The organism is Neorhizobium sp. NCHU2750 (genome assembly GCF_003597675.1).
Lineage (GTDB): Bacteria > Pseudomonadota > Alphaproteobacteria > Rhizobiales > Rhizobiaceae > Neorhizobium.
In genome coordinates, this window is the sequence record NZ_CP030827.1 from 2,321,680 (window position 1) to 2,347,117 (window position 25,438).

Consider the following 25,438-nt stretch of genomic DNA (forward strand, 5'->3'; position numbering starts at 1 on the left):
CCTCATCCAGGTTCAGAAACCCGGTTTCCGATGATGGCCGCGAATGCCGCAAGGACGGGAATTGACAAGTCCCGGATCAAAGGCAGGAAACGGTCGGGGCAGGCAAAAGCCTACCACCAAACCACCGATACAAGACGCCTGCCCCGCTCCCGCATTTCATCCACCATGCCGGTTCCCCGGCCTGGCGGCATCTGCTGCGCGCAGTGTTTCAAATATCGCCGGAGAATGTATCGCAAGCGCTCATATTGCCGCTGTCGAAGCCGCGCTTGAACCAGCGCACGCGCTGAGCCGAGGTGCCGTGGTTGAAGCTTTCGGGCACCACATAGCCCTGGCTGCGCTTCTGCAGCGTGTCGTCGCCGATCTGCTGGGCGGCATTCAGCGCCTCCTCCAGATCGCCCTGGCTGAGCAGACCTTTCTGGTCGGTATGCTTGCCCCAGACGCCGGCAAAGCAATCGGCCTGAAGCTCGACCCTGACCGACATCTGGTTGGCTTGCGCCTCGCTCATCCGCTGGCGGGCCTGATTGAACTTCGGCAGGATTCCGAGAAGGTTCTGCACGTGATGGCCAACCTCATGCGCGATCACATAGGCCTCGGCGAAATCGCCCGATGCGCCGAAACGCTGCGAGAGTTCGTCGAAAAAGCTGGTGTCGAGATAAAGCTTGCGATCTCCGGGGCAATAGAACGGGCCGGATGCCGCCGACGCGTAGCCGCAGGCCGAATTCACCCGACCCGAAAACAGAACGAGCGTGGGATCCTGATAGGTCTGGCCATTGCCCTTGAAGATCTCCGTCCAGGTATCCTCTGTATCGGCAAGCACGGTCCGCACGAAGGCGGTCATGTCGTCATTGGCCGGACCGCTGGGGCGCGACTGCTGGGTCGTCGTGCCGCCGCCGCCAAGATCGATATCGCCGCCGGAAAGCAGGGTGAGCGGGTTGATGCCGGTGATCCAGCAGATGATCAGCACGACGACGATGCCGCCGATGCTCAGGCCGCCGCCGCCCCGGCCGCCGCCGCCGATCGGGATGCGAAAACCACCGCCACCCATCGGGCTTCCGCCCATCGACGACCCGCGCTGGTCCTCGACATTGTCAGACTGACGGCGTCCTTTCCATTCCATCGTGCCCACTCCTAGACGACAGCATCCCTAATTTAGCGTCAATATAGCGCAGACGGCGCGAAAGGCGATGCGCAATGCAACGCCTTGCACGCCCCCTTCATCAGGCCGCCTGCAATTGCTTCTTGCTCGGCAGGAACACCGTGAGCAGACCGATTGCCGGCAGGAAGGCGCAGACGCCGTAGACGAAGGTGATGCCGTAACTGTCTGCCAATACGCCGAGGATTGCCGCCGCAATGCCACCGACACCGAATGCGATGCCGAAGAAGATGCCGGCGATCATGCCGACCCGGCCCGGCACCAGTTCCTGCGCCATCACGATGATCGCCGGGAAGGACGAAGCCATGATGAAGCCGATGATCGCCGACAGCGCGATGGTGATCGGCAGGTTGGCATAGGGCATGGCGAGCGTGAACGGCAGGACGCCGAGGATCGATATCCAGATCACCACCTTGGAGCCGAACCGGTCGCCAATCTGCCCGCCGACGACGGTACCGAGCGCGACGGCGCCGAGGAAGACGAACAGCATGATCTGCGACATCTGCACGGAGACGCCGAACCGCTCGATCGCAAAGAACGTGTAATAGCTGCTGATCGAAGCCATGTAGGCGTTCTTCGAGAAGGTCAGGATGGTCAGCACGGTGAGCGCGATCACCACGGTCCGCTTCGGCAGGTTATGGACATTGACCACCTTCTTCTTGCCCTTGTTGGCGGCCATATGCGCCTTGTACCAGCGCGCCACCCAGGAAAGCACGATGATTCCGAGAAGCGCCATGCCGGAGAACCAGGCGACACTGCCCTGCCCGTTCGGCACGATGATGAAGGCGGCAAGCAGCGGCCCGATCGACTGGCCGAAATTGCCGCCGACCTGGAAAGTCGCCTGGGCAAACCCGTAGCGCCCGCCGGCGGCAAGCCGCGCCACGCGCGATGCTTCCGGGTGGAACACCGCCGAGCCGATGCCGACCAGCGCCGCGGCAAAGACCAGCATCGCATAGGTATGCGACCCCGCCAGCATGAACAGGCCGATGAAGGTGGACCCCATGCCGACCGGCAGCGAATAGGGATAGGGCTTCTTGTCGGTAATGATGCCGATCACCGGCTGCAAGAGCGAGGCCGTGCACTGGAAGGCTAGCGTCAGGATGCCGATCTGCCAGAAATCGAGATTGTAGTCGGATTTCAGCATCGGATAGATCGCCGAAATCATCGACTGCATGATGTCATTGAGCATGTGGCAGAAGCTCGCCGCCAAAATGATCGGCAAAACGGTCTTTTCCGCCGCAACGGTTGCCGCGGACTTTGATGTGGCATCGGCCATGGAATGTCCCTCCGCGCAGCGCTGGTTAGAAACGGCTGCGTCATTTCGCAGCAACCTCTAATGCTCGCCATGGAGGCTGTCTATGGCGGGATGCTCCATTGCAGTACGCCATCATGAATTTGGTTGTCGGCCCACCCGCAGAAGATGTCGAATTCCTGTCAATTTCCTTATTTATGGGGTTCCGTTCACGGCAAGATTTGCCTATAAGCCGCGTCTAGCCAGAAAAACGATACCCACGCGACCCGACCGGAGCTCCACGCCCCGAGCCGGCTTTTCGCGCAGAAAACAGCGGATAGAGCCCATGCCAAAGCGCCAAGACCTGAAATCGATCCTCATCATCGGCGCGGGTCCGATCGTCATCGGCCAGGCATGCGAGTTCGACTATTCCGGCACCCAGGCCTGCAAGGCGCTGCGCGAGGAAGGTTACCGGGTCATCCTGGTCAATTCCAACCCGGCGACGATCATGACCGATCCGGGCCTTGCCGACGCAACCTATGTCGAGCCGATCACGCCGGAAGTCGTCGCCAAGATCATTGCCAAGGAACGCCCGGACGCGCTTCTGCCCACCATGGGCGGCCAGACGGCGCTCAACACGGCACTCTCCTTGAAGCGCATGGGCGTGCTCGACCGCTACAATGTCGAGATGATCGGCGCCAAGCCCGAAGCGATCGACAAGGCCGAGGACCGCGCCCTGTTCCGCGAGGCGATGGCCAAGATCGGTCTTGAGACGCCGAAGTCGATGCTGGCCAACGCCACCGAGATCAAGGATGCCGACCGCAAGAAGCACGAAGCATCCCGCGCCGAGCTGAAGGGCAAACTGTCCGGTGCCGAACTCGACAAGGCGCTCGATGCACTCGAAAACCAGTGGAACCTCGGCGAAAGCGACCGCAAGCAGCGTTACATGGCCCATGCCATGGCGATCGGCGCCCAGGCGCTTGACGTCGTCGGCCTGCCCGCAATCATCCGCCCGTCGTTTACGCTTGGCGGCACCGGCGGCGGCATTGCCTATAACCGCTCGGAATTCTTCGAGATCGTCGGCTCCGGCCTCGACGCCTCGCCCACCACCGAAGTGCTGATCGAAGAGTCGGTCCTTGGCTGGAAAGAGTATGAAATGGAAGTCATCCGCGACAAGGCGGATAACTGCATCATCATCTGCTCGATCGAAAACATCGATCCGATGGGCGTCCATACCGGCGATTCTATCACCGTCGCGCCGGCCCTGACGCTGACCGACAAGGAATACCAGATCATGCGCAACGCCTCGATCGCGGTCCTGCGCGAGATCGGCGTCGAAACCGGCGGCTCGAACGTGCAGTTCGCCGTCAACCCGGCCGATGGCCGCCTCGTCGTCATCGAAATGAACCCGCGTGTCTCGCGCTCGTCCGCTCTCGCATCGAAGGCCACCGGCTTCCCGATCGCCAAGGTCGCGGCCAAGCTCGCCATCGGCTACACGCTCGACGAACTCGACAACGACATTACCGGCGGCGCAACGCCCGCCTCCTTCGAGCCGTCGATCGATTATGTCGTCACCAAGATCCCGCGTTTTGCTTTCGAAAAGTTCCCCGGCGCCTCGCCGGTTCTGACCACTGCGATGAAGTCGGTCGGCGAAGTCATGGCGATCGGCCGCACCTTTGCAGAATCGCTGCAGAAGGCGCTGCGCGGCATGGAAACCGGCCTGACCGGTCTCGATGAAATCGAGATCCCCGGCTATGACGACGGCGAGGACAAGCACAATGCCATCCGCGCCGCGATCGGCACGCCCACCCCGAACCGCCTGCGCCAGGTTGCCCAGGCGCTTCGTCTCGGCATGTCGGAGGCAGACGTTCACGAAAGCTGCAAGATCGATCCGTGGTTCATCGCCCAGCTGAAGGCGATCGTCGACATGGAAGCCCGCATCCGCGAACACGGCCTGCCGGCGGATGCCGAAAACATGCGCATGCTGAAGGCCATGGGCTTCTCCGACGCGCGCCTCGCCTCGCTCACCCACAAGCGCCCGAAGGAAGTCGCCGAACACCGCAATGCGCTGAATGTGCGTCCGGTCTTCAAGCGCATCGATACCTGCGCGGCCGAATTCGCCTCGCCGACCGCCTACATGTACTCGACCTACGAGACGCCCTTCGTCGGTGAACTGCGCTCGGAAGCCGAAGTCTCGACGGCCAAGAAGGTCGTCATCCTCGGCGGTGGCCCGAACCGTATCGGCCAGGGCATCGAGTTCGACTATTGCTGCTGCCACGCCGCCTTCGCCCTGAAGGATGCAGGCTTCGAAGCGATCATGATCAACTGCAACCCGGAAACGGTTTCTACCGATTATGACACCTCCGATCGCCTCTATTTCGAGCCGCTGACGGCTGAAGACGTGATCGAGATCCTCCGTGCGGAGCAGGAAAAGGGTGAAGTCGTCGGCGTCATCGTCCAGTTCGGCGGCCAGACGCCGCTGAAGCTTGCCGAAGCGCTCGAAAAGAACGGCATCCCGATCCTCGGCACCGCGCCCGACATGATCGACCTTGCTGAAGACCGCGACCGTTTCCAGAAGCTTCTGATGAAGCTCGACCTGACGCAGCCGAACAACGGCATCGCCTATTCGGTCGAGCAGGCCCGCCTCGTGGCCCAGGAAATCGGCTTCCCGCTCGTCGTGCGCCCCTCCTATGTTCTCGGCGGCCGCGCGATGCAGATCATCCACCAGGAAAGCCAGCTGCAGACCTACCTGCTCGACACCGTGCCGGAACTCGTGCCGGAAGACATCAAGCAGCGCTACCCGAGCGACAAGACCGGCCAGATCAACACGCTTCTGTCTAAGAACCCGCTCCTGTTCGACAGCTACCTGACCAACGCGATCGAAGTCGATGTCGACTGCCTCTGCGACGGCAAGGATGTCTTCGTCGCCGGCATCATGGAACATATCGAGGAAGCCGGCATCCATTCGGGTGACAGCGCCTGCTCGCTGCCGCCGCGCACCCTGTCGAACGAGACGATCGACGAGCTGGAACGCCAGGCCAAGGCCATGGCCAAGGCACTCAACGTCGTCGGCCTGATGAACGTCCAGTTCGCCATCAAGGACGGCACGGTCTACGTGCTCGAAGTCAACCCGCGCGCCTCGCGTACGGTGCCCTTCGTCGCCAAGACGATCGGAGCGCCGATCGCCAAGATCGCCGCCCGCGCCATGGCCGGCGAAAAGCTCGATCCGCTGTTCTCCGCCTATGGCGAAAAGCCCGATCCGCGCAACCTCAAGCACATCGCCGTCAAGGAAGCCGTCTTCCCGTTCGCCCGCTTCCCCGGCGTCGATACGCTGCTCGGGCCCGAAATGCGCTCGACCGGCGAAGTCATCGGCCTCGACACCGATTTTGCGCTGGCCTTCGCCAAGAGCCAGCTCGGCGCCGGCGTCGAACTGCCGCGTGGCGGCACCGTGTTCGTCTCGGTGCGCGACGAGGACAAGACCCGCGTCCTGCCGGCAATCAAGATCCTGACCGAGATCGGCTTCAAGGTTCTCGCCACCGGCGGCACCCAGCGCTTCCTCGCCGACAACGGCATCGAGGCGGTGAAGATCAACAAGGTGCTGGAAGGCCGCCCGCATATCGAGGACGCGATCCGCAACCGCCAGGTCCAGCTCGTCATCAACACGACCGACGGCAACAAGGCGATCTCGGATAGTAAATCGCTGCGCCGCGCCACGCTCATGCAGAAGGTGCCCTATTACACCACCATGGCCGGCGCTGAGGCTGCGGCGCTCGCGATCAAGGCGCTCAAGGCCGGCAATCTCGAGGTCCAGCCGCTGCAGAGTTACTTCTGAGGCTTGCCGCGACAGCGCAAAGCGCTGGATCAGATCGGAGCCGGTCAGCAGCACTGCTGGCCGGCTCTTTTCGTTTGCCAATCGGATTGAAGATGGAGGAACGACATGAAGGATGATGTGAACCGCGATCTTGTGATCGTCAGCGAACGCGTATTCGAAACCGACCGTGCCACGCTGTTCGGCGCCTTCGCCGATGCCACCCTGCTGGCGCGCTGGTGGGGACCCCATGATTTCACCAACCGGATCGACGAGTTCGATTTTCAAACCGGCGGCACATGGCGCATCACCATGACGTCATCGGCCGGCATGGATTTTGCCAATCGCTGGACCTTCGAGGATATCAGGCCGGGCGAACGGATCCGCGCCTTTCACCACGAACCGATGCATGCCTTCGGCCTCGACATGCACTATGCCGATTGCGATGGCGGCACGCGTCTGACCTGGCACATGTCTTTCGAGGATACGGAACAGAACCGCGACATCGAGAAATTTCTCGCCGCTGCCAATCAGCAGAATTTCGACAGGCTGGAAGACTTGCTGGCGGAGATCGAAGCCCTTCGCTGATCGCATTCAATGCGGCTCCAGAGGGAGCCAGCCGAAGCGCATCCCATGCTTTTGCTTGCACGCCAACGACCGGAATCAATCTGCGAGCTCACGACCGTAAGAGGCTGGTTTCATGCGCGTTTGGATGGACTGACGCCTGCATGACATCTGGCTTGCCGATATTGGCACAAACAGGCCGGCGATTGGCCGCCTCCACTCGCGCAAAGGCGGCCTGGCCCATCATGGACCACATTCATCCGGAAACATCCCGAATGAATTTCCACATCAGAAGAGACGCAAAGCCCAGCGCGGCCCACATCGCCAATGCGAAGCAGACAGACGTGATCAGGCCTGTGACCTGCCTCGTCATGGGCGGCACCTCCGGGGGTTGGTCCGGCAACAAAGCTAGGTTGGAATTTTTTCCCTGTCCCGGCAGATGCCTGCCGACGGTTAAGCGAAAGGTGCAAGGACGAAAGGGGCGCCCGGCCGATGTCCCGCCTTGCACCATCGACGGCTCGAAACGATACCGCAGCGCAGCATGTCCCTGTGAATAACCCCGCCGCCGCTCACATCAGACGCCGCACCGCCGCCATATCCTCGCGGAATCGGTTGAGTTCCGCCTGTCTCTGCCCCTGGTCGGGAATGCGCAGCAGGTAGGACGGATGTACTGTGACGAACAGTATCCTGCCGCCTTCCATGGTGATCGGCTCGCTTCTTATGTCATCGAGCTTCTGCCGCATGTCGGTCAGCGCAAACAGCGCAGACGCCCCCATCGCCACGATCAGCTTCGGCTTGACGAGTTCGATCTCCTTCGTCAGCCACCAGCGGCATTGGCGGATCTCGCCCATATTGGGCTTCTGGTGGATGCGCCGCTTGTCGCGCGGGTGATATTTGAAATGCTTGACCGCATTGGTGATGTAGAGCCGGTCGCGGCCGATGCCGACGGCCTTCAGCGTATCGTTGAACACCTGCCCCGCCGGCCCGACGAAAGGCCGCCCCGCCAGATCCTCCTGATCACCCGGCTGCTCGCCGATCACCATCACCTCTGCATCGGCAGGCCCCTCGCCGAACACCGTCTGGGTGGCAAGACAGTGGATATCGCAGCGGGTGCAATGGCGCGCCTCCTCGCGGAGCGCCGCAAGCGTCCCCTCGACCGGGCGCGGCGCCGCCGGCACCCTTGCTGCCGCATCCTGGATTCGGTGATGATAGGCAAGCGGCTCGCTCGCTTGCCGCGCCGCCATCTCCATGACGCTTGCCTCGGCCTTGGCGATCATGCCGGGAATGAGCTCCGCCTCAGGCAGGTTCTTCCAGTATTTCTTCGGCATTTCCGTCGTCATCATCTTCACCTTCAGCCGCGCCGGGTTGAAGATCGATGCGTAATAGGTGCGCCAGAGATCGTTGGTCTCGTCGCGCAGATTGGGTTTTGGCGCGGGGTCGTCTGAGGTCTTCAGCGTCTCGCCGTCCCAGGAGGCCGAGCCCTTCGGCGTGGCGATCACCCAGTCCATGTCGGTAAACCGGCGCTGGAAGAAGGGGGCCACGCGCGCGACGATGAAATGATCCGGCTCGAACCAGGCGACGAAGCGCCGCCGCCCGGCCACGCCGTCCGGCAGCGGCAGCTCCTTGAAGCGCACGAAGGCCGTCATCTTGTGATAGTCGCGCCCGACCGATTTCGCCAGCCGCTGCGCCGTATGGACATCCGGATCGATCGCCATGTTGAGGAGGCCATGCGAATGAAAGAGCCGGAACAGCAGCCGATAAAGAAGCGTGAACCGCGTCGGATCGGTATGGCAGAGCACCGCCTCCGCCAGCCGGATGAAGGACGGCTTCACGCTGAGTTTCGGCACCGGATGGCCGGGCTCGGGAAACCGGTTGTCGTCGAAGCCGAACAGCCCGTCGGCATCGTCCATCGTCCGCCATTCGATGAATTGTGGCGCAATGCCGGCCATCATGAAGCCGCGGGCGGCATCGCGCCACTCGTTGAGATCGCCCCGCCCCCGCAAGGAATAGCGAAACATCATAACAGCGACAATTGCTCCGGCTTCGGTTGAAACATGGCTCTCAGATCCGACCGGTCGACCAGCCGGTGCGGCGTCCAGCCGTCACAGACGATGAAGGGCTGCACCTTTTTAAGCGACACGCCGAGCCGCTTCAGGTCGTCGAGCCGCAATGTGCGGAACCGCCGCGACGACAGGATGGCGCCGACCGTCTTGGTGCCGAAACCCGGCACCCGCAAAAGCATCTCCCGCTCCGCCCGGTTCACATCCACCGGAAACCGCTCGCGATGGGCAAGCGCCCAGGCGAGTTTCGGATCGAGATCGAGGTCGAGCATCCCCCCCTCGCGCCCCGCGGTGATTTCGCCGATCTCGAACCCGTAGAAGCGATAGAGCCAGTCGGCCTGATAGAGCCGGTGTTCGCGGATCAGCGGCGGCTTGATCAAAGGCAGGGTCTTCGACGAATCCGGGATCGGGCTGAAGGCCGAATAATAGACGCGCTTCAGCCCATAGCTGCCGTAAAGCCTGGCACTGGTGCCGAGAATGGTCGTGTCATCGGCACCATCCGCGCCGACGATCATCTGCGTGCTCTGGCCCGCCGGGGCAAACCTCTTGCGCCGCTTCGTCTTGAGTGTCGGCTCCGCCATTTCCTCGATCTTGAGCCGCAGATTGCCCATCGACCGGCGAATGTTATCCGGCTGCTTTTCCGGCGCGAATTTGCCGATCCCCGCATCGGTCGGCAGTTCGATATTGATCGACAGCCGGTCGGCATAAAGCCCCGCCTCCTCGATCAGATGCGCCGACGCTTCGGGGATGGATTTCAGATGGATATAGCCTCGGAAATTATGGATCGTGCGAAGCTCGCGGGCGATCCGCACCATCTCCTCCATCGTATGGTCGGACGAGCGGATGATGCCGGAGGATAGAAACAGGCCCTCGATATAGTTGCGGCGATAAAATTCCAGCGTCAGCCAGATCACCTCTTCGGGCGTGAACCGTGCCCGCTCCACGTTGCTGGACGAGCGGTTGATGCAATAGGCGCAGTCATAGATGCAGAAATTGGTGAGCAGGATTTTGAGAAGCGAAATGCACCGTCCGTCCGGCGCATAGGCATGACAGATCCCCGACCCCTCGGTCGAGCCGAGCCCGCCGCTTTTCGACGAATCCCGCTTCACCGTCCCGCTCGAGGCGCAGGAGGCGTCATATTTCGCGGCATCCGAAAGGATCGCCAATCGTTGTTTCAGCGACTTCTTCATGGCTTTGTTCACTATATGTTCCGACAAGCCCAGTCAAGAACCGGAGTGAACATGTACGCTGGCGTACAAAAGCGGATCGCGACGGCGATGGCCGCGATCCGCAACAACACAGGCGTGTCAGTGCGTTGCCGGCATGTCGACGGCAAACAGTGTGAACTTGGTCGCCTGTTCCGGACTGAAATTGTTGTCGGAGGCAAGCAGCATCGTCTGGCGCCCATCGACGACGGGGCCGAAGGCGATCGATTCGATATTGTCGATCTTCAGGCCGTCATCGCCATCGACAAGCGAGAACCACAAGGACTTCGCCATCGGCTTGACGTCGTCGATCGAGATCGCATCGCGGCCGTTGACGTCGGTCGCACCGGCCGGATCGACCAGATAGAAGCGGATATTGAAGCCGTGGCCTTCGGTGAAATTGCGCTCGATGACGACGAAACGCCCGTCCTTCAGCGCCATCAGCGCCGAGGCGCCATTGTCGGCCCAGCCGCCGGCCTTGACCGGTGCCGCCGGGATCTTGTCGGTCAGGTAGACATATTGCGCCTTGGGCGTCAGCGTCTTCGTGTCGAGTACGAGAAGGCGCGAGGCACTGCCCTTGTCGAGCGTCGCCTTGCCGCCGTCCTGCGCCAGCGCGTTCTCGTCCAGCGCATAGAGCGTCGAGCCGTCGGGGCCGAGGTCGAGGCCTTCGAAACCGAGGTTTTCGATGACGCCATGGGTCTTTTCCGCGTTCACGGCAAAGGCTTCCGGCAGCTCGATGGATTTCGTGTTCGTGCCGTCGAGATCGGAGACATAAAGCGACGGCCTGCTCTTCTCGTCACGCTCGGATGTCCAGAAGATCCGCTGATTGGCGCTGTCGAGCGCAATGCCTTCCGGATCGGCGCCCTTGAGGCCGAAATGCCGGCCGCCGGGCGCCATCAACTCCTTCATCTGGCCGATATCGAGCTTGGCGATCCTGTTCTTCTGGACGGTCATGCCGATGCGATAGAAGCGCACCGGGCCGAATTCGGCGCGGTCGTCCGAGATCGCCAGGAAATTGCCGGCGGAAGCATCATAGGAAAGGTCGGAAAGGCCGCCGACCTGCACACCGTCGATGGAAAGCGCGGTGGGAAACGTCACCTCGTCGAGAAAGACCGGCTTGGGAAGCCCGTTAGAAAGATCGTCGGCAAGTGCAGGAGCGGCAGAAAGAAGCAGGATCGAAACAAGTTTGACGGAAAGGCGCATCGGGAAATCCTCGTTTGCGAAAACGTTCCCTGCCCTATCGTCGGCCTTTGACAGTCTGATGAAACACGCCGCCGAACGCCATCCGGTCACGGATCTGACATCTCTTCACATTGGGGTGCATTGACAAACGGCTTGTCGTCAATTCATCATAAATTGCGTGGAGGAACGTTGCGATTTCGATTTTCTTGGCTTTAGCCGTCGAAATTCTGCTATGTTGACCTACATTTTGACGCTGCGATGGTTCCGAAGTTCACGCTCCGGAACCTGTTTCTTTTTGTGTCCGCGGTAACCGCGGACACACCCCTGAAGGACAAGGAAATGGTTGATAAGGTACCGATGACGCAAAAGGGCTTTGCCCAGCTGCAGGAAGAACTGCGCTGGAGGCAGCAGGAAGAGCGTCCCCGTATCATCGAAGCGATTGCGGAAGCGCGCGCCCATGGCGACCTTTCGGAAAACGCCGAATATCACGCCGCCAAGGAGGCGCAGAGCCATAACGAAGGCCGAATCACCGAGCTGGAAGACCTGACCGCCCGCGCGGAAGTTATCGATCTGTCCAAGATGTCCGGCTCGACGGTGAAGTTCGGCGCCACGGTCAAGCTCGTCGATGAAGATACCGACGAGGAAAAGACCTATCAGATCGTCGGCGACCAGGAAGCCGACGTGAAGGCAGGCCGCATCTCGATCTCCTCGCCGATCGCCCGTGCGCTGATCGGCAAGGAAGCCGGTGATTCGATCGAAGTCGTCGCACCCGGCGGCTCCAAGGGCTACGAGATCCTCTCCATTTCCTGGGGCTGATTGCCGTGGCCCAAGGCCCGAAAAGCACTGAAGACAGCAGCGAGAGCGCCGTCGTCGACATCGCCGATGTCGACGTCATCGCACCGAACTTCAAGCGGCGGCTGTCGGGTGTCACCTCGACGATCATCCAGCTCGTTCCGGTCCAGCGCGCCCTGGGTTACAGGGTGGCGGCACTTGGGCCGGGACTGCCGGAAGAGATCCCGCATATCCGCTTTCGCGATCTTTTCCGCCTGTGGCGAGCACCGCGCGGCAGGAAGAACCGTGTCTGGCATGCCCGCCGCAATGTCGAGATGCTGCCGGCGATCCTGATGCGCGACGTCCTGCGCATGCCGCTGAAGATCGTCTTCACCTCGGCCTCGCAGCGCAGGCATACCGGCTGGACGAAATGGCTGATCTCGAAGATGGACGCGGTCATCGCCACCAGCGGCCGCACCGCCACCTATCTGACGGTCAAGAACACCGTCGTCATGCACGGCATCGACACGCGGCGTTTTTCGCCGCCTGAAGACAAGGCTGTCGCACGCCTCGCGCTCGGCCTTGATCCGGCACCGAAATTCGTCGGCTGCTTCGGCCGCGTGCGCCACCAGAAGGGCACCGACCTCTTCGTCGATGCGATGATCGCGCTTCTCGCCACAAGGCCGGGCTGGAACGCCATCGTCGCCGGCCGCGCCACCGGTCCGCATATCGAATTCGAAAAACAGCTGATCGAGAAAGTGAAAAAGTCCGGCCTTGCCGACCGCATCCTGTTCGTCGGCGAACACACCAATATCAACGACTGGTACCGTACGCTCGATCTCTTCGTCGCTCCGCAGCGCTGGGAAGGGTTTGGCCTGACCCCGCTCGAGGCCATGGCGACCGCCGTTCCCGTCGTTGCCACCGATGTCGGCGCCTTTCCCGAACTGGTCGTCACCGGCGAGGACGAAACCGGCAGCGTCATTCCGGCCAACCTCGACGCAATGATCGCTGCCACGGCGGAGTTCATGGACGACGACGCCCGCCGCAATGAGGCCGGCGCCTGTGCCCTCCGCCACGCGTCGATGAATTTCAGCATTGAAGGCGAAGTGCGCCGCCTCGGCGCCGTCTACGACAGGCTTTGACGCCTATTCGCCGGAAAGCCTGATCCCGGTGCGATCGAGGAACTGCACCATCGACAAGTCCTCGATCTGGTCGCATTCGATGTTGCGGACCGCCGTCATCACCCGCTCCTCATACTGGCGCCGCGTGGCGGGCGAGACGGGACCGCGGGAGAGCTTCGCCTTCAGCTCTTCCTCCGACTTGCTGTAATAATGATTGAGCTGCAGATTTTCAGCTGAGTAGAACGAGGGCATTCTGCGCTTCTTGCGCGTCGCCCTTGTTCCTGCGTCATTGGCTGAGATCTCGCCAAAGCGCGCCGTGCCGAACAGGTGGACGCTCACCTGGTTGACCGCGCAGGGATCGACCACGCATTTGAAATTCGTCGTCGCCTTTTTGGAGCAGATCGGCTCGCGCCCCCGCAGCGTGAAATTGCGCAGGATCGATCCCGATGGCTTGGTCTTGTGGCCGCTGGTGGCAAACATGTGCCAGGGCAGCGAGATGTTCGGGAACCCCTCGACGCTGGCAAGCGCCTCCTCGACCGTATTGCCCGTCTTCGGCAGCAGGAATTCGTCGACATCGATGAACGCCATCCAGCGATAATCGGCGCCGTAATTCAGGATCGCATGGGCGTAGCCAAGCACCTGCGCATTGATCGGCTTTTCCATCGCCACGTCGGTCATGCCGATCACCCAGGGGGCGATCGTGAGTTCTTCCGGCGGCAGAATGGAGCGCAGGATGGCGATACTGTCATCCACCGAGCCGTTGTCATAGATGTAGAAATGCCGGACGCCGACGGCCCGATGGAAGATCGCCCAGTCGGCGATATAGTCCGCCTCGTCCTTCACCATGGCAACGATCGCCACCCCATGCCGGTCGGGCTTTGCCTCAGGCGGAGTGATCATCAGATGTTTGGAAAACGGCGGCGGCTTCTTGCCGAAAAGATGCATTCTCTGCTCCATCACCGGCAGGCTGTAGCCGCCGGTTCAGGCGGTCTGGAGCGTCATCCGGGGATCGTATTTCAAGTCGAGCTTCGCTAAAGCCGATACCGGCGAGAAATTCAAGAACTCGATGCCCTTTTGTCGGCCGGCCGCCAGCGCGACCTCCACGTGGTCGAGGATACGCCGCTCGGCACCTGCCACGCCCGAAAAGGCGGTCGTGCCGGATTTCTCGTAAAACCGCGGCTCGGCCGCATTGGAAATATCGATGCCGAGAAAGCCGATCCGCCTTGGATTGCAGGCAATTGCAAATTGCAGCGCCGAGATTGCAACCGATCCGGCCTCGAACACGCCCCTGTCCGGATCAAGCGATATGCCAGCCGACTTTGCGGCGTTCAGCACGACGTGATCGCGGCCGGCGACACCTGCGTAGGATTGTCGCACCGCCCCATAGGGCTTCAGGATATTGTCGATCAGGACAATCCTCTTGTCCTTCAGGAAGTCCGCGTTCCGCTCGCAGATCGCCCGCAGTACCGGCACGGAAAACAGGCAGATCGTACCGGCCTTGATCCTTGCCGCCATCCCGTCGAAATGGCGAAAGACGAAGCGCTCATCCTCGACGGCAATCGCCAGCGGCTCTGCAATCGGATTGTCGATGAGATTGAATGCCCCGTTGAGAAGGATGGCGCTGCGCAATGGCAGGCGCGCTAGATCCATCTGCCGGATCGATGGCCCCGAGCCGACGACATGGACCTCCTCACCGGAGTTCTGACAAATCGCCTCTGCGCCCTGCAGATCGACGACGAACCGGCCTTTGTAGAAGAGCTTTCCTGCGCCGCCCTGCCCGTCCACCGGGCGGATGGAAAGCCCCGGAAACCAGTCCTGCACATGAGCGCGGTCGCGCCCAAGGAAAAGCCGCGCGCCGATCTTGATCAATTTACGCGATAGCGGCCGGTCTCCAGAAGGGGTCATGAGAAACCGTTCTCCGTTTCCGAATTACTCGACATCTGCAATCAGCTCCATAGGGGCTGCATGAAACCCAGTTCGATCATCTGGTCCGGCCCGCGATAGTGTTCGGATACGTCACTGTGAAAGTCGAGCGGGCCACCAGCACCAAGTGCCTCGGCAAGCACCTTGTATTCCTTCGCATTATCGTAGTGCTGATCGTCGGTGATCGCATCCGCAATTTCCTTTCGGAAATCGGCAAAGAACTTGAAATGCAGAAGCACGCCCGAGATCGGGAAGAAATTGCGCGTATAGGGCAACGGCTTGTGAATGCCCCGTTTCAACGAACTGGAGCCGTCCCAGAATGTCAGCGGCGACTTGATCAACTGGTTGGCAAGCCCGAACTTGCGCTGGCGCGGGCCGCCCTGCATCAGAATGTTCTGCGCTCGCAGCCGGATCCTGTACCCGCTTCTGTCGAAATGCGTGGCGACGTCCCAGGGCATCTTCCCCGTCCCCGAAAAACCCGCGGCATCGACAGGCCCGGCCGGATACATGTCGATCATCGGCGTCGAAAGACGAAGGCAATTCTTCTGCTCAAGCAACTTGATCAACTCGCCAAGCGGCCTGTCCTCGCAGCGATCATAGATGAGATATTCGTCGGCATCGAGATTGAGATACCATCTGCCCGCATCATAATGCGCAAACAGCGCCTCACGCCAGGCCATGCCGCCGGCCGCCGCCGCAAAGCGAACCGATGATTCCCACAGATCCACGTCGGGCTGGCTCAGAAGATAGGCGCGCGACCCGTCATCCGACCTGTCATCGAGGACGATGAAGCGCGATACGCCCAGCCGGCGGTAATGCAGAAGGAAGGATGGCAGCATGGCCATCTCGTTTCGCGCAACGATGACGGCAGCAAGATCCGTCGCGGCGAGTGGCCTTGCGGCGGAAACCGGATTGATATGCGCGGCCGCTTCATCCCCCCGCTTAAGCCCGTCGACGAACGAGCGCCAGGCAGAACCGCACCGCTGCATGGCGGACCGGCGATAAAGCCTGTCGCCCTCGAGCCTGTCGGGATAGTGACGCCAATCCGTCATGAGGCAATCAATCTTTTCGAGGAGATTCTAAGAACATATTGAAAACTCAATACTTCATCGGCCGGTGCCGGTTCTTGAACTTCGAGAAAAAGCCGGGCTTCTCGTTCAGCCTGTGCCAATGGAATATCCGCGGCTTGAGCAGGGTCTCGTTACCCGGCTCCTTGGCCTTGTCAAAAAGGCTGAGGCGCAGACGTTCGTTTCGAATATTGAACTCGGCGGGAAGCGTGTGCAGCTTGAGGTCGCTGTTCCAGAGGGAAATGCGGAAGGAAGCCTGGTCCTGGCCGTTGGTATTTTCCCTGTTTTCATAGAAGCAGCGGCGCCACTCGTCGAGGAAGGCCGAAAGGGCCGGTCCCTTCCTGTAGAGGATGACACCACCGTTATATTCCGGAAAAGCGTAGGGCACGGCCGCATAGGCGGGTATCTTCAAGGACCAGCGCGACGTCTTCCGGCAATGATCCTGCGCCGCGGCTATATCGAAGCGATCGAGGATATCGAAGACATCGGTTATATCGGATTTGATCTCGGTATCACTGTCGAGATAGAGCGTCCGCTCATACGGGGAACGCGACAGGAAATCCACCTTCGCCCGCTTGTGTTCCGGCGAGATGATGATCTCCTCGTCGAAACAGTCCTCACCGGTCTTGATATCGCTGAAAATGCAGATCGGCAGGGATGTGAACGCCTTGGCGCTGCGTGCCGAAAAAATCGCCTCGTCCACATATCGCTTGCCGAAGGCTATATAAATGATGCCGTTCAATGGCGAATTCCTATCGCATCTGGGCAGGTCATGGCCGAAGGCATAGTCGCCGCGCGGGCCGCTGCCGCCTCACTTGTCGTCATGTGATGGACGGTAAGATGGCAGGAGCAGCGGCTCCTAGATCTCGATCAATCCCAACTGCTTGACTTGCCGGATCGTCAGCATCGTCCGAACGGTGTCGACATGCTCGTCGGCCGTCAGTACCTCGATCACGAAATCCTGAAACTGCGTCAGGTTCTCGGCAACGCAATGCAGCAGGAAATCGCTGTCGCCATTGACCATCCACGCTTCCCGCACGGTCGGCCATTGCTGCATCTTCGACGCAAAGCCCTTCAGATCCGAATCGGACTGGCGCTTCAGGCCGACCATGCAGAAGGCGACCAGATCGAACCCGAGTTTCTGCCCGTTGAGAAGTGCATGATATCCTTCGATGATACCGGCGTCTTCAAGCTTGCGCACACGCCGCAGACAGGGTGGCGCCGAAATGCCGACACGCTCAGCCAGCTCCACATTCGTGATGCGACCATCTCGCTGGAGCTCTTTGAGAATCTTTATATCAATGGCATCGAGATCGGCGCGAAGCACTTTGTTCCCCTCGTGAGTGGGATGTCTTGTATTCGAACCAGCCTTTAACGCAAGATCTAAGCGAATACAGCCCTTCGCGACCAACTGTCCTGTTGTTAATGCAAGCCTGCCCTTGCACGACCGCATGGATCGACATTAGATGTCAGTCAAAAAGCGGCAGAGCGGCAAACACCTTCCTATATGCGGAAAAACCGTTCTGACCCGTTCGCGAAAGGAAGTCTCAATGTCTGCCCGTCACACGGAAGTGTTGATCATCGGTTCAGGCCCCGCCGGCTATACGGCAGCCATCTATGCAGCCCGCGCCATGCTGAAACCGGTCTTGATCGCCGGCATGGAACAGGGTGGCCAGCTGATGATCACCACCGATGTCGAAAACTATCCGGGCTTCGCCGATCCGATCCAGGGCCCCTGGCTGATGGGCGAGATGCTCAAGCAGGCGACCCATGTCGGCGCCGAGATCGTCAACGACCTCGTCACCGAAGTCGACACGACGAGCCGCCCCTTCACCGTGCGCACCGATAGTGGCACCGTCTGGACCGCCGACACGATCATCATCTCGACCGGCGCCAAGGCAAAATGGCTCGGCATCGAGAGCGAGCAGCATTTCCAGGGCTTTGGCGTTTCGGCCTGCGCCACCTGCGACGGCTTCTTCTATCGCAATCGTGACGTCATCGTCGTCGGTGGCGGCAATTCCGCCGTTGAGGAAGCGCTCTATCTGTCGAACATCGCCAAGTCGGTGACGGTTGTGCATCGCCGCGATGCCTTCCGTTCGGAAAAGATCCTGGCCGAACGCCTCGCCCAGCGTCCGAATGTCAGCGTGCTGTGGAACACCGAGATCCACGAGATCACCGGCAAGCCGGCCAAGCCGCCGATGCCGCCATCGGTCGAAGGCGTGAAGCTGAAGAACACCAAGACCGGCGCGATTACCGAACAGCCGATCCACGGCGTCTTCGTGGCGATCGGCCACGCGCCGGCCACCGAACTGCTCAAGGGCAAGCTGAAGATGAAGGAAGGCGGCTATCTGTGGACCGCGCCTGATTCGACAGCGACAGACGTTCCCGGCATCTTTGCCGCCGGTGACGTGACCGACGATACCTTCCGGCAGGCGATCACCGCTGCCGGCATGGGCTGCATGGCCGCACTGGAAGCCGAGCGTTATCTCGCAGGCATCCAGCCGGTCGCAATCGCTGCGGAGTAAGCATGGGCGTTCCTTTAGACTGGGATAAACTACGCATCTTTCATGCGGCGGCCGAAGCCGGCTCGTTCACGCATGCCGCCGACAAGCTGCATTTGTCCCAGTCGGCGATCAGCCGCCAGGTCAGCGCGCTGGAGCAGGATGTCGGCGTCAAGCTGTTCCACCGCCACGCGCGCGGCTTGATCCTGACCGAACAGGGCGAGCTTCTCTATCGCACCGCCCATGACGTGCTTCTGCGGCTGGAAACGGTCAAGGTCCAGCTGACCGAGACCACCGACAAGCCCTCCGGCAAACTGCGCGTGACGACGACCGTCGGCCTCGGCCAGGGCTGGCTCACCGACAAGGTGCAGGAATTCCTCCAGCTTTACCCGGAAATGTCGGTCCAGCTGATCCTCGACAACGAGGAAGTCGACGTCAACATGCGTCATGCCGACTGCGCCATAAGGCTTCGCCAGCCGCAGCAGTCCGATCTGATCCAGCGCAAGCTGTTTACCGTGCACATGCACGTTTATGCCGCACCGTCCTATATCAACCGCTTCGGCGAGCCGCAGACGATCGAGGATCTCGACAATCACCGCATCATCACCTTCGGCGAACCTGCGCCGAACTGGCTGATGGACGTCAACTGGCTGGAATCGGCCGGCCGCTCGTCGGACAATACGCGGTCTCCGCACCTGCAGATCAACAGCCAGACCTCGATCAAGCGCGCCTGCCTTCTCGGCATCGGCATCGCCGTCCTGCCGGACTATATCGTCGGGCGCGACCCTGGCCTCATACAGCTCGGCATCAATGCCGACATCCCCTCTTTCGACACATATTTCTGCTATCCGGACGAAATGAAGAACGCGGCCAAGTTGAAGGTTTTCCGCGACTTCATCGTCTCCAAGGCCCGGAACTGGAACTTCTAGGCGCGGGTTTTCTGCCCGCATCAAGCCGATCGGCGATTCGCCCCCGCATTTGTGCAGGTTTCATGACGTCAGCCTTGCGCACATCGCATGGCTGTCTTGCACAAAATATGATTGCTTGATGCACAAAAAACCATCATACCGCACCCAGCTGATGCACATGGTGGCTTTCCTCCCAGTTCCACCGCAGCAGCTGTTCCCCTCTGGAGGTTGATTTTTGACCTTCACACTTAAAAGGGCCCTGGAGCGATCCGGCGGCCCTCTTTTTTTGCCTGCATGCCGCCACTGTCGCGGCCGGCAAAAGGGGATGCGGCAACATGTGCAACCTTTCCGGCAAATTTCGTCAAATATCTTCACCGCCCCCCTTGTCGATTTAAACTCGACAACACATATAGAGTTTAGTCGATGCGCCTTATGGCTTCCCCGCCACGCGCGTCGGCTGTTCCCCTCTGGAGGTTGTTGACCTTCACACCTGATGGGCCGCGGAGAAATCCGGCGGCCCTTTTTTTTGCCTCTTTAAATCGAGACAGAACGATCTATATATCGTCTGGAGGCGATGTATGATGATGACGACAGATAAGACGGAAATTCTGAAAGCGCTTGCACATCCGGTGAGGATCTCGTTCCTCGAATGGATGCGCGAGCCTGAGCAGCATTTTTGCGATCAGGCTCATCCACTGGAAATGGGCATCTGCTCCAGCCAGTTTGGCAAACGTTGCGGCCTGTCGCAATCCACCGTCTCCGCGCATCTTGCCGTCCTCGAAAAGGCAGGCCTGTTGACGACCAGGCGCGTCGGCCAATGGGCTTTCTACAGCCGCAATGAGGAGACGATCGCCTCTTTCCTGAACGAGCTGAAATCAACGCTTTGATGAAGCTTCCTCCCATGCCCCACACATCAACGGCAAAAGGAAATCCGCAATGCCCACAATCTTCGACCCGGTGAAATTTGGCGACATCGAACTGAAAAACAGGATCGTCATGGCGCCGCTCACCCGCAACCGCTCTCCCAAGGCGATCCCGAATGACCTCAATGCCGCCTATTACGAACAGCGCGCCACAGCCGGCTTGCTGATCACCGAGGGCACGCCGATTTCCCAGCAGGGCCAAGGCTATGCCGACGTTCCCGGCCTTTATCTTCCCGAAGCCATCGCAGGCTGGAAGAAGGTGACCGACGCCGTGCACAAGAAGGGCGGCAAGATCGTCACCCAGATCTGGCATGTCGGCCGCGTGTCGCATGTCTCGTTGCAGCCGAATGGCGGCGCCCCGGTTGCCCCCTCTGCTATTTCGGCCGGCGGCAAGACCTATATCATCAATCCTGACGGCACCGGCGCCTTTGCCGAAACCTCCATGCCGCGCGCGCTGGAAACGAGCGAGATCGCCGCCATCCTCGAAGATTACCGCAAGGGCGCCCGCGCCGCGATCGATGCCGGCTTCGACGGCGTCGAGATCCACGCCGCCAACGGTTACCTCATCGAGCAGTTCCTCAAGGAAAATGCCAATCAGCGCACCGACCAGTATGGTGGCTCGATCGAGAACCGTGCCCGTTTCGCGCTCGAAGTCGTCGATACCGTCGTCAAGGAAATCGGCGCCGGCCGCACCGGCATCCGCCTCTCGCCGACCACGCCGGCAAACGGCATCAGCGAAACCAAGCCGCAGGACGTCTATAACTATCTCGTCGAGGAACTCGGCAAGCGTGGCGGCCTTTCCTTCGTCCACGTCGTCGAAGGCGCAACCGGTGGCGACCGCGACTTCACCCAGGGCGACAAGCCGTTCGACTACCACGAACTGAAGAATATCTACCGCAAGGCCGGCGGCACCGGCGCATGGCTGGCCAACAACGGCTATACCAAGGACATGGCGGAAGCCGCCGTTGCCTCGGGCTATGCCGATGCGGTCGCCTTCGGCAAGCCCTTCATCGCCAACCCCGATCTGGTCGAACGCTTCAAGAAGGGCTCGGCCCTCAACGAGCCCGACAAGAACACCTTCTATGGCGGTGGCGCCAAGGGCTATACCGACTACCCGCTGATCGAAGCCGTCGCGTAAGGTGCATCGCGACAGTGAAGACCATGGCGGGGCCGCATCATGCGGCCCCGTCCACACCAGCCGGCAGCCCCGGCTCACGCCTTTCCGGCAAGGCGGCATCGGCAGACAGGCAGCCGAGATCCGCAAGCGTTGCCCTGACCGCCACATCGATCGGCGTCGAAGGCTCCTCCCCCAGAAATGCCACCAGACGCGCGTTGGACATGCGCACCGGCTGCTGCCAGAGATAGCGCATCTCCAAAAGCTCCCGGAAGATCGGCACGAAGGGCGAACCGAGCCTCACCATCCACCAGGGAAAGGCCTTGACCTTCGGCATGCGTCCGACGACCCGGCCGATCGCTGCGATCATCTCCCCGCCATCCTCATCGAAGAAGCCGCGCATGTGGAAGCGCGCGAAACAGGGCAATTCGTGCTGCCGGTCGATCAGCCGCAGCATGGTTTCGGCGACATCCGGCAGATAGGCCCATTGATGCCCCGTCCCGACAGTGTTCGGGCGGGAGACCGAAACGACCGGCTTGCCTGGCACAACCAGCCCCTGGCCGAACCAGTTATTGGCGCTGCCCGGCCCGAAATAATCCCCGGCCCTGACAATCAGCACCGGAATCCCCTCTCCGGCCGCGTCCTGCAGCCGCCGTTCCATCGCCACCCGGATCGCACCCTTTCGGGTGACGGGGTTCTGCGCACTGCCTTCGTGGATCAGCGGAAGCACGTCCGGCCCGTAATTATAGACCGTTCCCGGCAGCAGAATGCGCGCACCCGATTTGCGCGCCGCAGCTATAGTGTTTTCCAGCATCGGCAGGACAAGCTGCTGCCAGTTCCGGTATCCGGGCGGATTGACCGCATGGACGATCAACTCCACGCCGGCCGCAGCCGCCATCACATCATCGGCGTTCATCGCGTCGCCGGCAATCCAGTCGAAACCGGGCTCTGCACGCCGCGCCTTGTCGACGGAACGCCCCAGCGCCCGAACCACCCATCCCCGCGCGGCAAGCCCGCGTGCCACATGCCCTCCGATCCCGCCCGTAGCACCCAGCACAAGCGCCACACTGCGCTCTTTCGAACTCGACATCATCTCCGTCTCCTGTCCATCCGTTTCGATGGCTGGAGAATGACGCAGAGATGCATTATACGAAATTGGCGAAATCATAATGGATACTATACGATTATGAATGATATCAGCTGGGATCTCTACCGCTCCTTTCTCGCCGTCCTGCGCTGCGGATCCCTGTCTGCGGCAGCGCGCGATCTCGGCCTGACGCAGCCGACCATGGGCCGCCATGTCGAGGCGCTGGAGGCGACACTCGGTTACCCCCTGTTCACCCGCAGCCAGCAGGGCCTCATCGCCAACGAGGCGGCCGAGGCCCTGAGACCCTACGCCGAAACGCTCGCCTCGACCGTCGCGGCCCTCGAGCGTCATGCATCAGGCGAGCTTGGCGCCGTCAAGGGAACCGTGAGGATCACCGCAAGCGACGTCATCGGCGTCGAGGTCCTGCCCCCGATCCTCGCCAGACTGCAGCACGAGCATCCGGGCCTTGCCATCGAACTCTCGCTATCGGATGTCGTCGAGGATGTGCTGCGCCGCGAGGCCGATATCGCCGTCAGGATGACCGGCCCGAAACAGGATGCGCTGCTTGCCCGCCATATCGGCGAGATCCCTGTCGGCCTCTTCGCCCACCAGACCTATATCGAACGCTACGGAGAACCACAGTCTCTCGCGGATCTCACCCGCCACCGGTTCATCGGCTATGATCGCCAGACCGCCTATATCCGCGCAGCCGGCGATCTGATCCGCGCAAGGACCCCGGATTTCCCCGATTTCGCCGCGCTCGACATGGGCTACCGCACCGACAGCAATATCGCCCAGCTGGCCGCCATCCGCGCCGGCGCGGGTATCGGCTTCTGCCAGACCGGCATCGCCAGACGCGACCCCGATCTCATCCACATCCTGAAACACGCCTTCCGCATGCCGCTCGACACCTGGGTCGTCATGCACGAGGACCTGAAACTCCTGCCGAGACAGAAAGCGGTTTTCGATGCCCTGGCGAAGGGCCTCCTAGACTATGCCGCGACGACCTGAAGCGGAACCGCCGCCCATCGCATAGCATCATGCCGGCCCGTCAGCCGCTTGTATGGCGCTGACAAACACCACCACCCGCGCCTGACCTGCCGCGGCAAGGTAGGGTCAGCGGGCAGCCGCCTGCTCTCCCTCGGCATCGTCGACCTCCGCCTCGGGCCGGTCGCCGCCGTCGCTATATTCCGTATGCCAAACGCCCTTGTCGTCCTGCCAGCTGATTTCCTCGGGCTCTCCGCCGATCTGCTGTTCGGCCGCGACGATGCGCGCCGCCTGGATCGCGTCCGAATGGCTTGGAAAGGTTTCAGAGAAAACGTCGCCGAGACGGTAGGCCCAGCCGCCGTCATGCGGCACGATCTTGTATACGACCTTGGTCATAGTTCCTCCTTACGCGTGGCCACATCGAACTCACATCATCTGCGGCATCGAGATGGAGATGCGAAAGGCCGCAGCAAGGTTCCAGGTCACGGAGGAAATAATGGCATTATCCCCCCGATAGCGCAAATCGGCACCGACGGGACGAAATCCGCTTGATGCTGCCGGTCATCACGTTAAATCGAAATCACGCAACAGGAGAACAGGCCTTTGAGATTGATGTCGCTGGTAAAGCAGGAGAGCTTCCTTCTCATCGCGCTGGTCGTCGCCATCCTCGCCTATTTCTTCGAACACGCGCTGATCGAACACGGCCAGGCCGTCTCCCTGATTGCCGCCATCGCCCTCATCGCCGTGATCATCATGGCATCGACACGCGTCGCGCATCATGCCGAAGTGCTCGCCCACAAGGTCGGCGATCCCTATGGCACGATGATCCTGACGCTCTCGGCCGTCGCCGTCGAAGTGCTGATCCTGGCGATCATGATGGGAAGCAGTTCCTCCCCGACACTGGTGCGCGATACGATCTATTCAGCCGTCATGCTGGATATAAACGGCATCATCGGGCTTGCCGCCCTGCTCGGCGGCCTGAGACACGGCGAACAGCCCTATAACGATGATTCAAGCCGCACCTACAGCGTCATGATTTTGACCGCCATGGGCATATCGATGATCGTGCCGGAATTCATCCCGGATGCGAAGTGGCACTATTATTCGGCCTTCACCATCTTCGCCATGATTGCGCTCTACGCCCTGTTCCTCAAGATGCAGGTCGGCACCCATAGCTATTTCTTCAGCTACAGCTATCGCAGCAACCCGGCCGCCGCGACAGCCGGATCGTCGACTGCATCCTCGGGCGGCCCATCGGATGGCCCATCGGGTGGCCCATCGGCTGGATCGTCAGCGAGTGCAGCGGCTGCATCGTCGGCCAGCCAGCAGGCAAAGTCGAAACCGCCGGCCGAGGTCGAGGCCGAAGAAGAATCCGCAACCGCATCGATCGCCATCATCCTCATCGGCGTGCTGATCATCGGCTTCCTCGCCGAATTCATGTCAGCCTTCCTCAACGAGGGGCTGGAAGGAACCGGCGCCCCGCCCGCCCTGATGGCCGTCATCGTCGCCGCGATCTCGGCTGCACCGGAAATCCTCACCGCACTGCGCTCGGCCCTGCGCAATCGCATGCAGTCGGTGGTCAACATCGCCATGGGCGCCTCGCTGTCGACCGTCATCCTGACGGTGCCGGTCATGGAGGCAATCGCGCTCTACACCGGCCAGCCCTTCATCATGGCCATGACGCCGGTGCAGACGGTGATGGTCGCCATCACGCTGGTGGTGGCCGCGATCAATCTCAACGACGGGCAGACCAATGCGATCGAGGGCATGACGCATTTCGTCCTCTTCGCCACCTTCGTCATGCTGACCTTCCTCGGACTATAGAAAAGATTC

At 61.1% G+C, this 25,438-nt stretch carries 22 protein-coding genes; 10 read left to right on the forward strand and 12 right to left on the reverse strand.

What is annotated here, in order from left to right; genetic code table 11:
- Positions 1 to 208: 208 nt before the first annotated feature.
- Both ypfJ and NCHU2750_RS11275 read right to left on the reverse strand, forming a co-directional pair.
- Positions 209 to 1,117, reverse strand: a complete 909-nt coding sequence (ypfJ, locus tag NCHU2750_RS11270) for a KPN_02809 family neutral zinc metallopeptidase (protein ID WP_119940567.1) — start codon at positions 1,115 to 1,117, stop codon at positions 209 to 211.
- 100 nt (positions 1,118 to 1,217) lie between these two features.
- Positions 1,218 to 2,429, reverse strand: coding sequence for an MFS transporter (locus NCHU2750_RS11275; protein WP_119940568.1), 1,212 nt, complete (start codon positions 2,427 to 2,429; stop codon positions 1,218 to 1,220).
- A 301-nt stretch (positions 2,430 to 2,730) separates the two neighbouring features.
- On the opposite strand from NCHU2750_RS11275, the gene carB reads away from it, so the two are divergent.
- Together carB and NCHU2750_RS11285 are read left to right on the forward strand one after the other, a co-directional pair.
- Entirely contained in the window at positions 2,731 to 6,216 is a 3,486-nt protein-coding gene (carB, locus tag NCHU2750_RS11280; RefSeq protein WP_119940570.1) for a carbamoyl-phosphate synthase large subunit, read from the forward strand.
- A 105-nt stretch (positions 6,217 to 6,321) separates the two neighbouring features.
- Positions 6,322 to 6,780 carry an SRPBCC domain-containing protein gene (locus tag NCHU2750_RS11285; RefSeq protein WP_119940572.1) on the forward strand — a complete coding sequence of 153 codons (459 nt, stop codon included), beginning with the start codon at positions 6,322 to 6,324 and terminating at the stop codon, positions 6,778 to 6,780.
- 545 nt (positions 6,781 to 7,325) lie between these two features.
- On the opposite strand, the gene NCHU2750_RS11290 is transcribed toward NCHU2750_RS11285, so the two are convergent.
- From NCHU2750_RS11290 to NCHU2750_RS11300, 3 genes are all read right to left on the reverse strand, one after another.
- Positions 7,326 to 8,774, reverse strand: coding sequence for a UdgX family uracil-DNA binding protein (locus tag NCHU2750_RS11290; RefSeq protein WP_119943240.1), 1,449 nt, complete (start codon positions 8,772 to 8,774; stop codon positions 7,326 to 7,328).
- Positions 8,774 to 10,006, reverse strand: coding sequence for a putative DNA modification/repair radical SAM protein (locus NCHU2750_RS11295; RefSeq protein ID WP_119940574.1), 1,233 nt, complete (start codon positions 10,004 to 10,006; stop codon positions 8,774 to 8,776). The genes NCHU2750_RS11290 and NCHU2750_RS11295 overlap by 1 nt, the downstream gene beginning before the upstream one ends.
- Before the next feature lie 117 nt (positions 10,007 to 10,123).
- On the reverse strand, positions 10,124 to 11,224 hold the full coding sequence (locus NCHU2750_RS11300) for an esterase-like activity of phytase family protein (RefSeq protein WP_119940576.1): 1,101 nt from the start codon (positions 11,222 to 11,224) through the stop codon (positions 10,124 to 10,126).
- 318 nt (positions 11,225 to 11,542) lie between these two features.
- On the opposite strand from NCHU2750_RS11300, the gene greA reads away from it, so the two are divergent.
- Positions 11,543 to 12,019, forward strand: a complete 477-nt coding sequence (gene greA / locus NCHU2750_RS11305; protein ID WP_119943242.1) for a transcription elongation factor GreA — start codon at positions 11,543 to 11,545, stop codon at positions 12,017 to 12,019.
- Between the two features lie 5 nt (positions 12,020 to 12,024).
- Positions 12,025 to 13,116: a glycosyltransferase family 4 protein gene (locus NCHU2750_RS11310; RefSeq protein WP_119940577.1), complete on the forward strand. Its 1,092-nt coding sequence runs from the start codon at positions 12,025 to 12,027 to the stop codon at positions 13,114 to 13,116.
- 3 nt (positions 13,117 to 13,119) lie between these two features.
- Here NCHU2750_RS11310 and NCHU2750_RS11315 read toward each other — a convergent pair whose 3' ends face one another.
- The 5 genes from NCHU2750_RS11315 to NCHU2750_RS11335 all read right to left on the reverse strand — a co-directional run bounded on the left by NCHU2750_RS11315 (position 13,120) and on the right by NCHU2750_RS11335 (position 17,412).
- A complete protein-coding gene (locus tag NCHU2750_RS11315; RefSeq protein WP_119940578.1) occupies positions 13,120 to 14,040 on the reverse strand; it encodes a glycosyltransferase family 92 protein in 921 nt (306 codons plus the stop codon).
- A 36-nt stretch (positions 14,041 to 14,076) separates the two neighbouring features.
- Positions 14,077 to 15,000 (reverse strand): glycosyl transferase, encoded by a 924-nt coding sequence (locus NCHU2750_RS11320; protein WP_119940580.1) that lies wholly within the window; start codon positions 14,998 to 15,000, stop codon positions 14,077 to 14,079.
- Positions 15,001 to 15,041: 41 nt separating this feature from the next.
- Entirely contained in the window at positions 15,042 to 16,070 is a 1,029-nt protein-coding gene (locus NCHU2750_RS11325; RefSeq protein WP_119940582.1) for a glycosyltransferase family 2 protein, read from the reverse strand.
- Between the two features lie 46 nt (positions 16,071 to 16,116).
- Positions 16,117 to 16,827 (reverse strand): glycosyltransferase family protein, encoded by a 711-nt coding sequence (locus tag NCHU2750_RS11330; RefSeq protein ID WP_119940584.1) that lies wholly within the window; start codon positions 16,825 to 16,827, stop codon positions 16,117 to 16,119.
- A gap of 117 nt (positions 16,828 to 16,944) precedes the next feature.
- Positions 16,945 to 17,412 carry an Lrp/AsnC family transcriptional regulator gene (locus NCHU2750_RS11335; protein ID WP_119940586.1) on the reverse strand — a complete coding sequence of 156 codons (468 nt, stop codon included), beginning with the start codon at positions 17,410 to 17,412 and terminating at the stop codon, positions 16,945 to 16,947.
- A gap of 223 nt (positions 17,413 to 17,635) precedes the next feature.
- Here NCHU2750_RS11335 and trxB point away from each other — a divergent pair, with 223 nt between their 5' ends.
- The 4 genes from trxB to NCHU2750_RS11355 all read left to right on the forward strand — a co-directional run bounded on the left by trxB (position 17,636) and on the right by NCHU2750_RS11355 (position 21,555).
- Complete coding sequence (gene trxB / locus NCHU2750_RS11340) at positions 17,636 to 18,610, forward strand: thioredoxin-disulfide reductase (protein WP_119940587.1); 975 nt, start codon at positions 17,636 to 17,638, stop codon at positions 18,608 to 18,610.
- Between the two features lie 2 nt (positions 18,611 to 18,612).
- Positions 18,613 to 19,515, forward strand: a complete 903-nt coding sequence (locus tag NCHU2750_RS11345; RefSeq protein WP_119940589.1) for a LysR family transcriptional regulator VtlR — start codon at positions 18,613 to 18,615, stop codon at positions 19,513 to 19,515.
- A gap of 563 nt (positions 19,516 to 20,078) precedes the next feature.
- A complete protein-coding gene (locus tag NCHU2750_RS11350; protein ID WP_119943244.1) occupies positions 20,079 to 20,381 on the forward strand; it encodes an ArsR/SmtB family transcription factor in 303 nt (100 codons plus the stop codon).
- Between the two features lie 49 nt (positions 20,382 to 20,430).
- Entirely contained in the window at positions 20,431 to 21,555 is a 1,125-nt protein-coding gene (locus NCHU2750_RS11355) for an alkene reductase (protein WP_119940591.1), read from the forward strand.
- Positions 21,556 to 21,592: 37 nt separating this feature from the next.
- Here the strand turns inward: NCHU2750_RS11355 and NCHU2750_RS11360 are convergent, their stop codons facing one another.
- Positions 21,593 to 22,621, reverse strand: coding sequence for an NAD-dependent epimerase/dehydratase family protein (locus NCHU2750_RS11360; RefSeq protein WP_119943246.1), 1,029 nt, complete (start codon positions 22,619 to 22,621; stop codon positions 21,593 to 21,595).
- A 96-nt stretch (positions 22,622 to 22,717) separates the two neighbouring features.
- On the opposite strand from NCHU2750_RS11360, the gene NCHU2750_RS11365 reads away from it, so the two are divergent.
- Positions 22,718 to 23,629, forward strand: a complete 912-nt coding sequence (locus NCHU2750_RS11365) for a LysR family transcriptional regulator (RefSeq protein WP_205583845.1) — start codon at positions 22,718 to 22,720, stop codon at positions 23,627 to 23,629.
- Positions 23,630 to 23,734: 105 nt separating this feature from the next.
- On the opposite strand, the gene NCHU2750_RS11370 is transcribed toward NCHU2750_RS11365, so the two are convergent.
- Positions 23,735 to 24,001 carry a DUF2188 domain-containing protein gene (locus tag NCHU2750_RS11370; protein ID WP_119940593.1) on the reverse strand — a complete coding sequence of 89 codons (267 nt, stop codon included), beginning with the start codon at positions 23,999 to 24,001 and terminating at the stop codon, positions 23,735 to 23,737.
- Positions 24,002 to 24,217: 216 nt separating this feature from the next.
- On the opposite strand from NCHU2750_RS11370, the gene NCHU2750_RS11375 reads away from it, so the two are divergent.
- The gene (locus NCHU2750_RS11375) at positions 24,218 to 25,429 is read left to right on the forward strand and encodes a calcium:cation antiporter (protein ID WP_119940595.1); all 1,212 of its coding nucleotides are present in this window, start codon (positions 24,218 to 24,220) and stop codon (positions 25,427 to 25,429) included.
- Positions 25,430 to 25,438 lie beyond the last annotated feature (9 nt).

Excerpts from the sequence above, each read along its gene's own strand:
- ypfJ (WP_119940567.1), bottom strand. The coding sequence starts at position 1,117 with ATGGAATGGAAAGGACGCCGTCAGTCTGACAATGTCGAGGACCAGCGC.
- NCHU2750_RS11275 (WP_119940568.1), bottom strand. The coding sequence starts at position 2,429 with ATGGCCGATGCCACATCAAAGTCCGCGGCAACCGTTGCGGCGGAAAAG.
- carB (WP_119940570.1), top strand. The coding sequence starts at position 2,731 with ATGCCAAAGCGCCAAGACCTGAAATCGATCCTCATCATCGGCGCGGGT.
- NCHU2750_RS11285 (WP_119940572.1), top strand. The coding sequence starts at position 6,322 with ATGAAGGATGATGTGAACCGCGATCTTGTGATCGTCAGCGAACGCGTA.
- NCHU2750_RS11290 (WP_119943240.1), bottom strand. The coding sequence starts at position 8,774 with ATGTTTCGCTATTCCTTGCGGGGGCGGGGCGATCTCAACGAGTGGCGC.
- NCHU2750_RS11295 (WP_119940574.1), bottom strand. The coding sequence starts at position 10,006 with ATGAAGAAGTCGCTGAAACAACGATTGGCGATCCTTTCGGATGCCGCG.
- NCHU2750_RS11300 (WP_119940576.1), bottom strand. The coding sequence starts at position 11,224 with ATGCGCCTTTCCGTCAAACTTGTTTCGATCCTGCTTCTTTCTGCCGCT.
- greA (WP_119943242.1), top strand. The coding sequence starts at position 11,543 with ATGGTTGATAAGGTACCGATGACGCAAAAGGGCTTTGCCCAGCTGCAG.
- NCHU2750_RS11315 (WP_119940578.1), bottom strand. The coding sequence starts at position 14,040 with ATGCATCTTTTCGGCAAGAAGCCGCCGCCGTTTTCCAAACATCTGATG.
- NCHU2750_RS11320 (WP_119940580.1), bottom strand. The coding sequence starts at position 15,000 with ATGACCCCTTCTGGAGACCGGCCGCTATCGCGTAAATTGATCAAGATC.
- NCHU2750_RS11325 (WP_119940582.1), bottom strand. The coding sequence starts at position 16,070 with ATGACGGATTGGCGTCACTATCCCGACAGGCTCGAGGGCGACAGGCTT.
- trxB (WP_119940587.1), top strand. The coding sequence starts at position 17,636 with ATGTCTGCCCGTCACACGGAAGTGTTGATCATCGGTTCAGGCCCCGCC.
- NCHU2750_RS11345 (WP_119940589.1), top strand. The coding sequence starts at position 18,613 with ATGGGCGTTCCTTTAGACTGGGATAAACTACGCATCTTTCATGCGGCG.
- NCHU2750_RS11350 (WP_119943244.1), top strand. The coding sequence starts at position 20,079 with ATGACGACAGATAAGACGGAAATTCTGAAAGCGCTTGCACATCCGGTG.
- NCHU2750_RS11355 (WP_119940591.1), top strand. The coding sequence starts at position 20,431 with ATGCCCACAATCTTCGACCCGGTGAAATTTGGCGACATCGAACTGAAA.
- NCHU2750_RS11360 (WP_119943246.1), bottom strand. The coding sequence starts at position 22,621 with ATGTCGAGTTCGAAAGAGCGCAGTGTGGCGCTTGTGCTGGGTGCTACG.
- NCHU2750_RS11365 (WP_205583845.1), top strand. The coding sequence starts at position 22,718 with ATGAATGATATCAGCTGGGATCTCTACCGCTCCTTTCTCGCCGTCCTG.
- NCHU2750_RS11370 (WP_119940593.1), bottom strand. The coding sequence starts at position 24,001 with ATGACCAAGGTCGTATACAAGATCGTGCCGCATGACGGCGGCTGGGCC.
- NCHU2750_RS11375 (WP_119940595.1), top strand. The coding sequence starts at position 24,218 with ATGTCGCTGGTAAAGCAGGAGAGCTTCCTTCTCATCGCGCTGGTCGTC.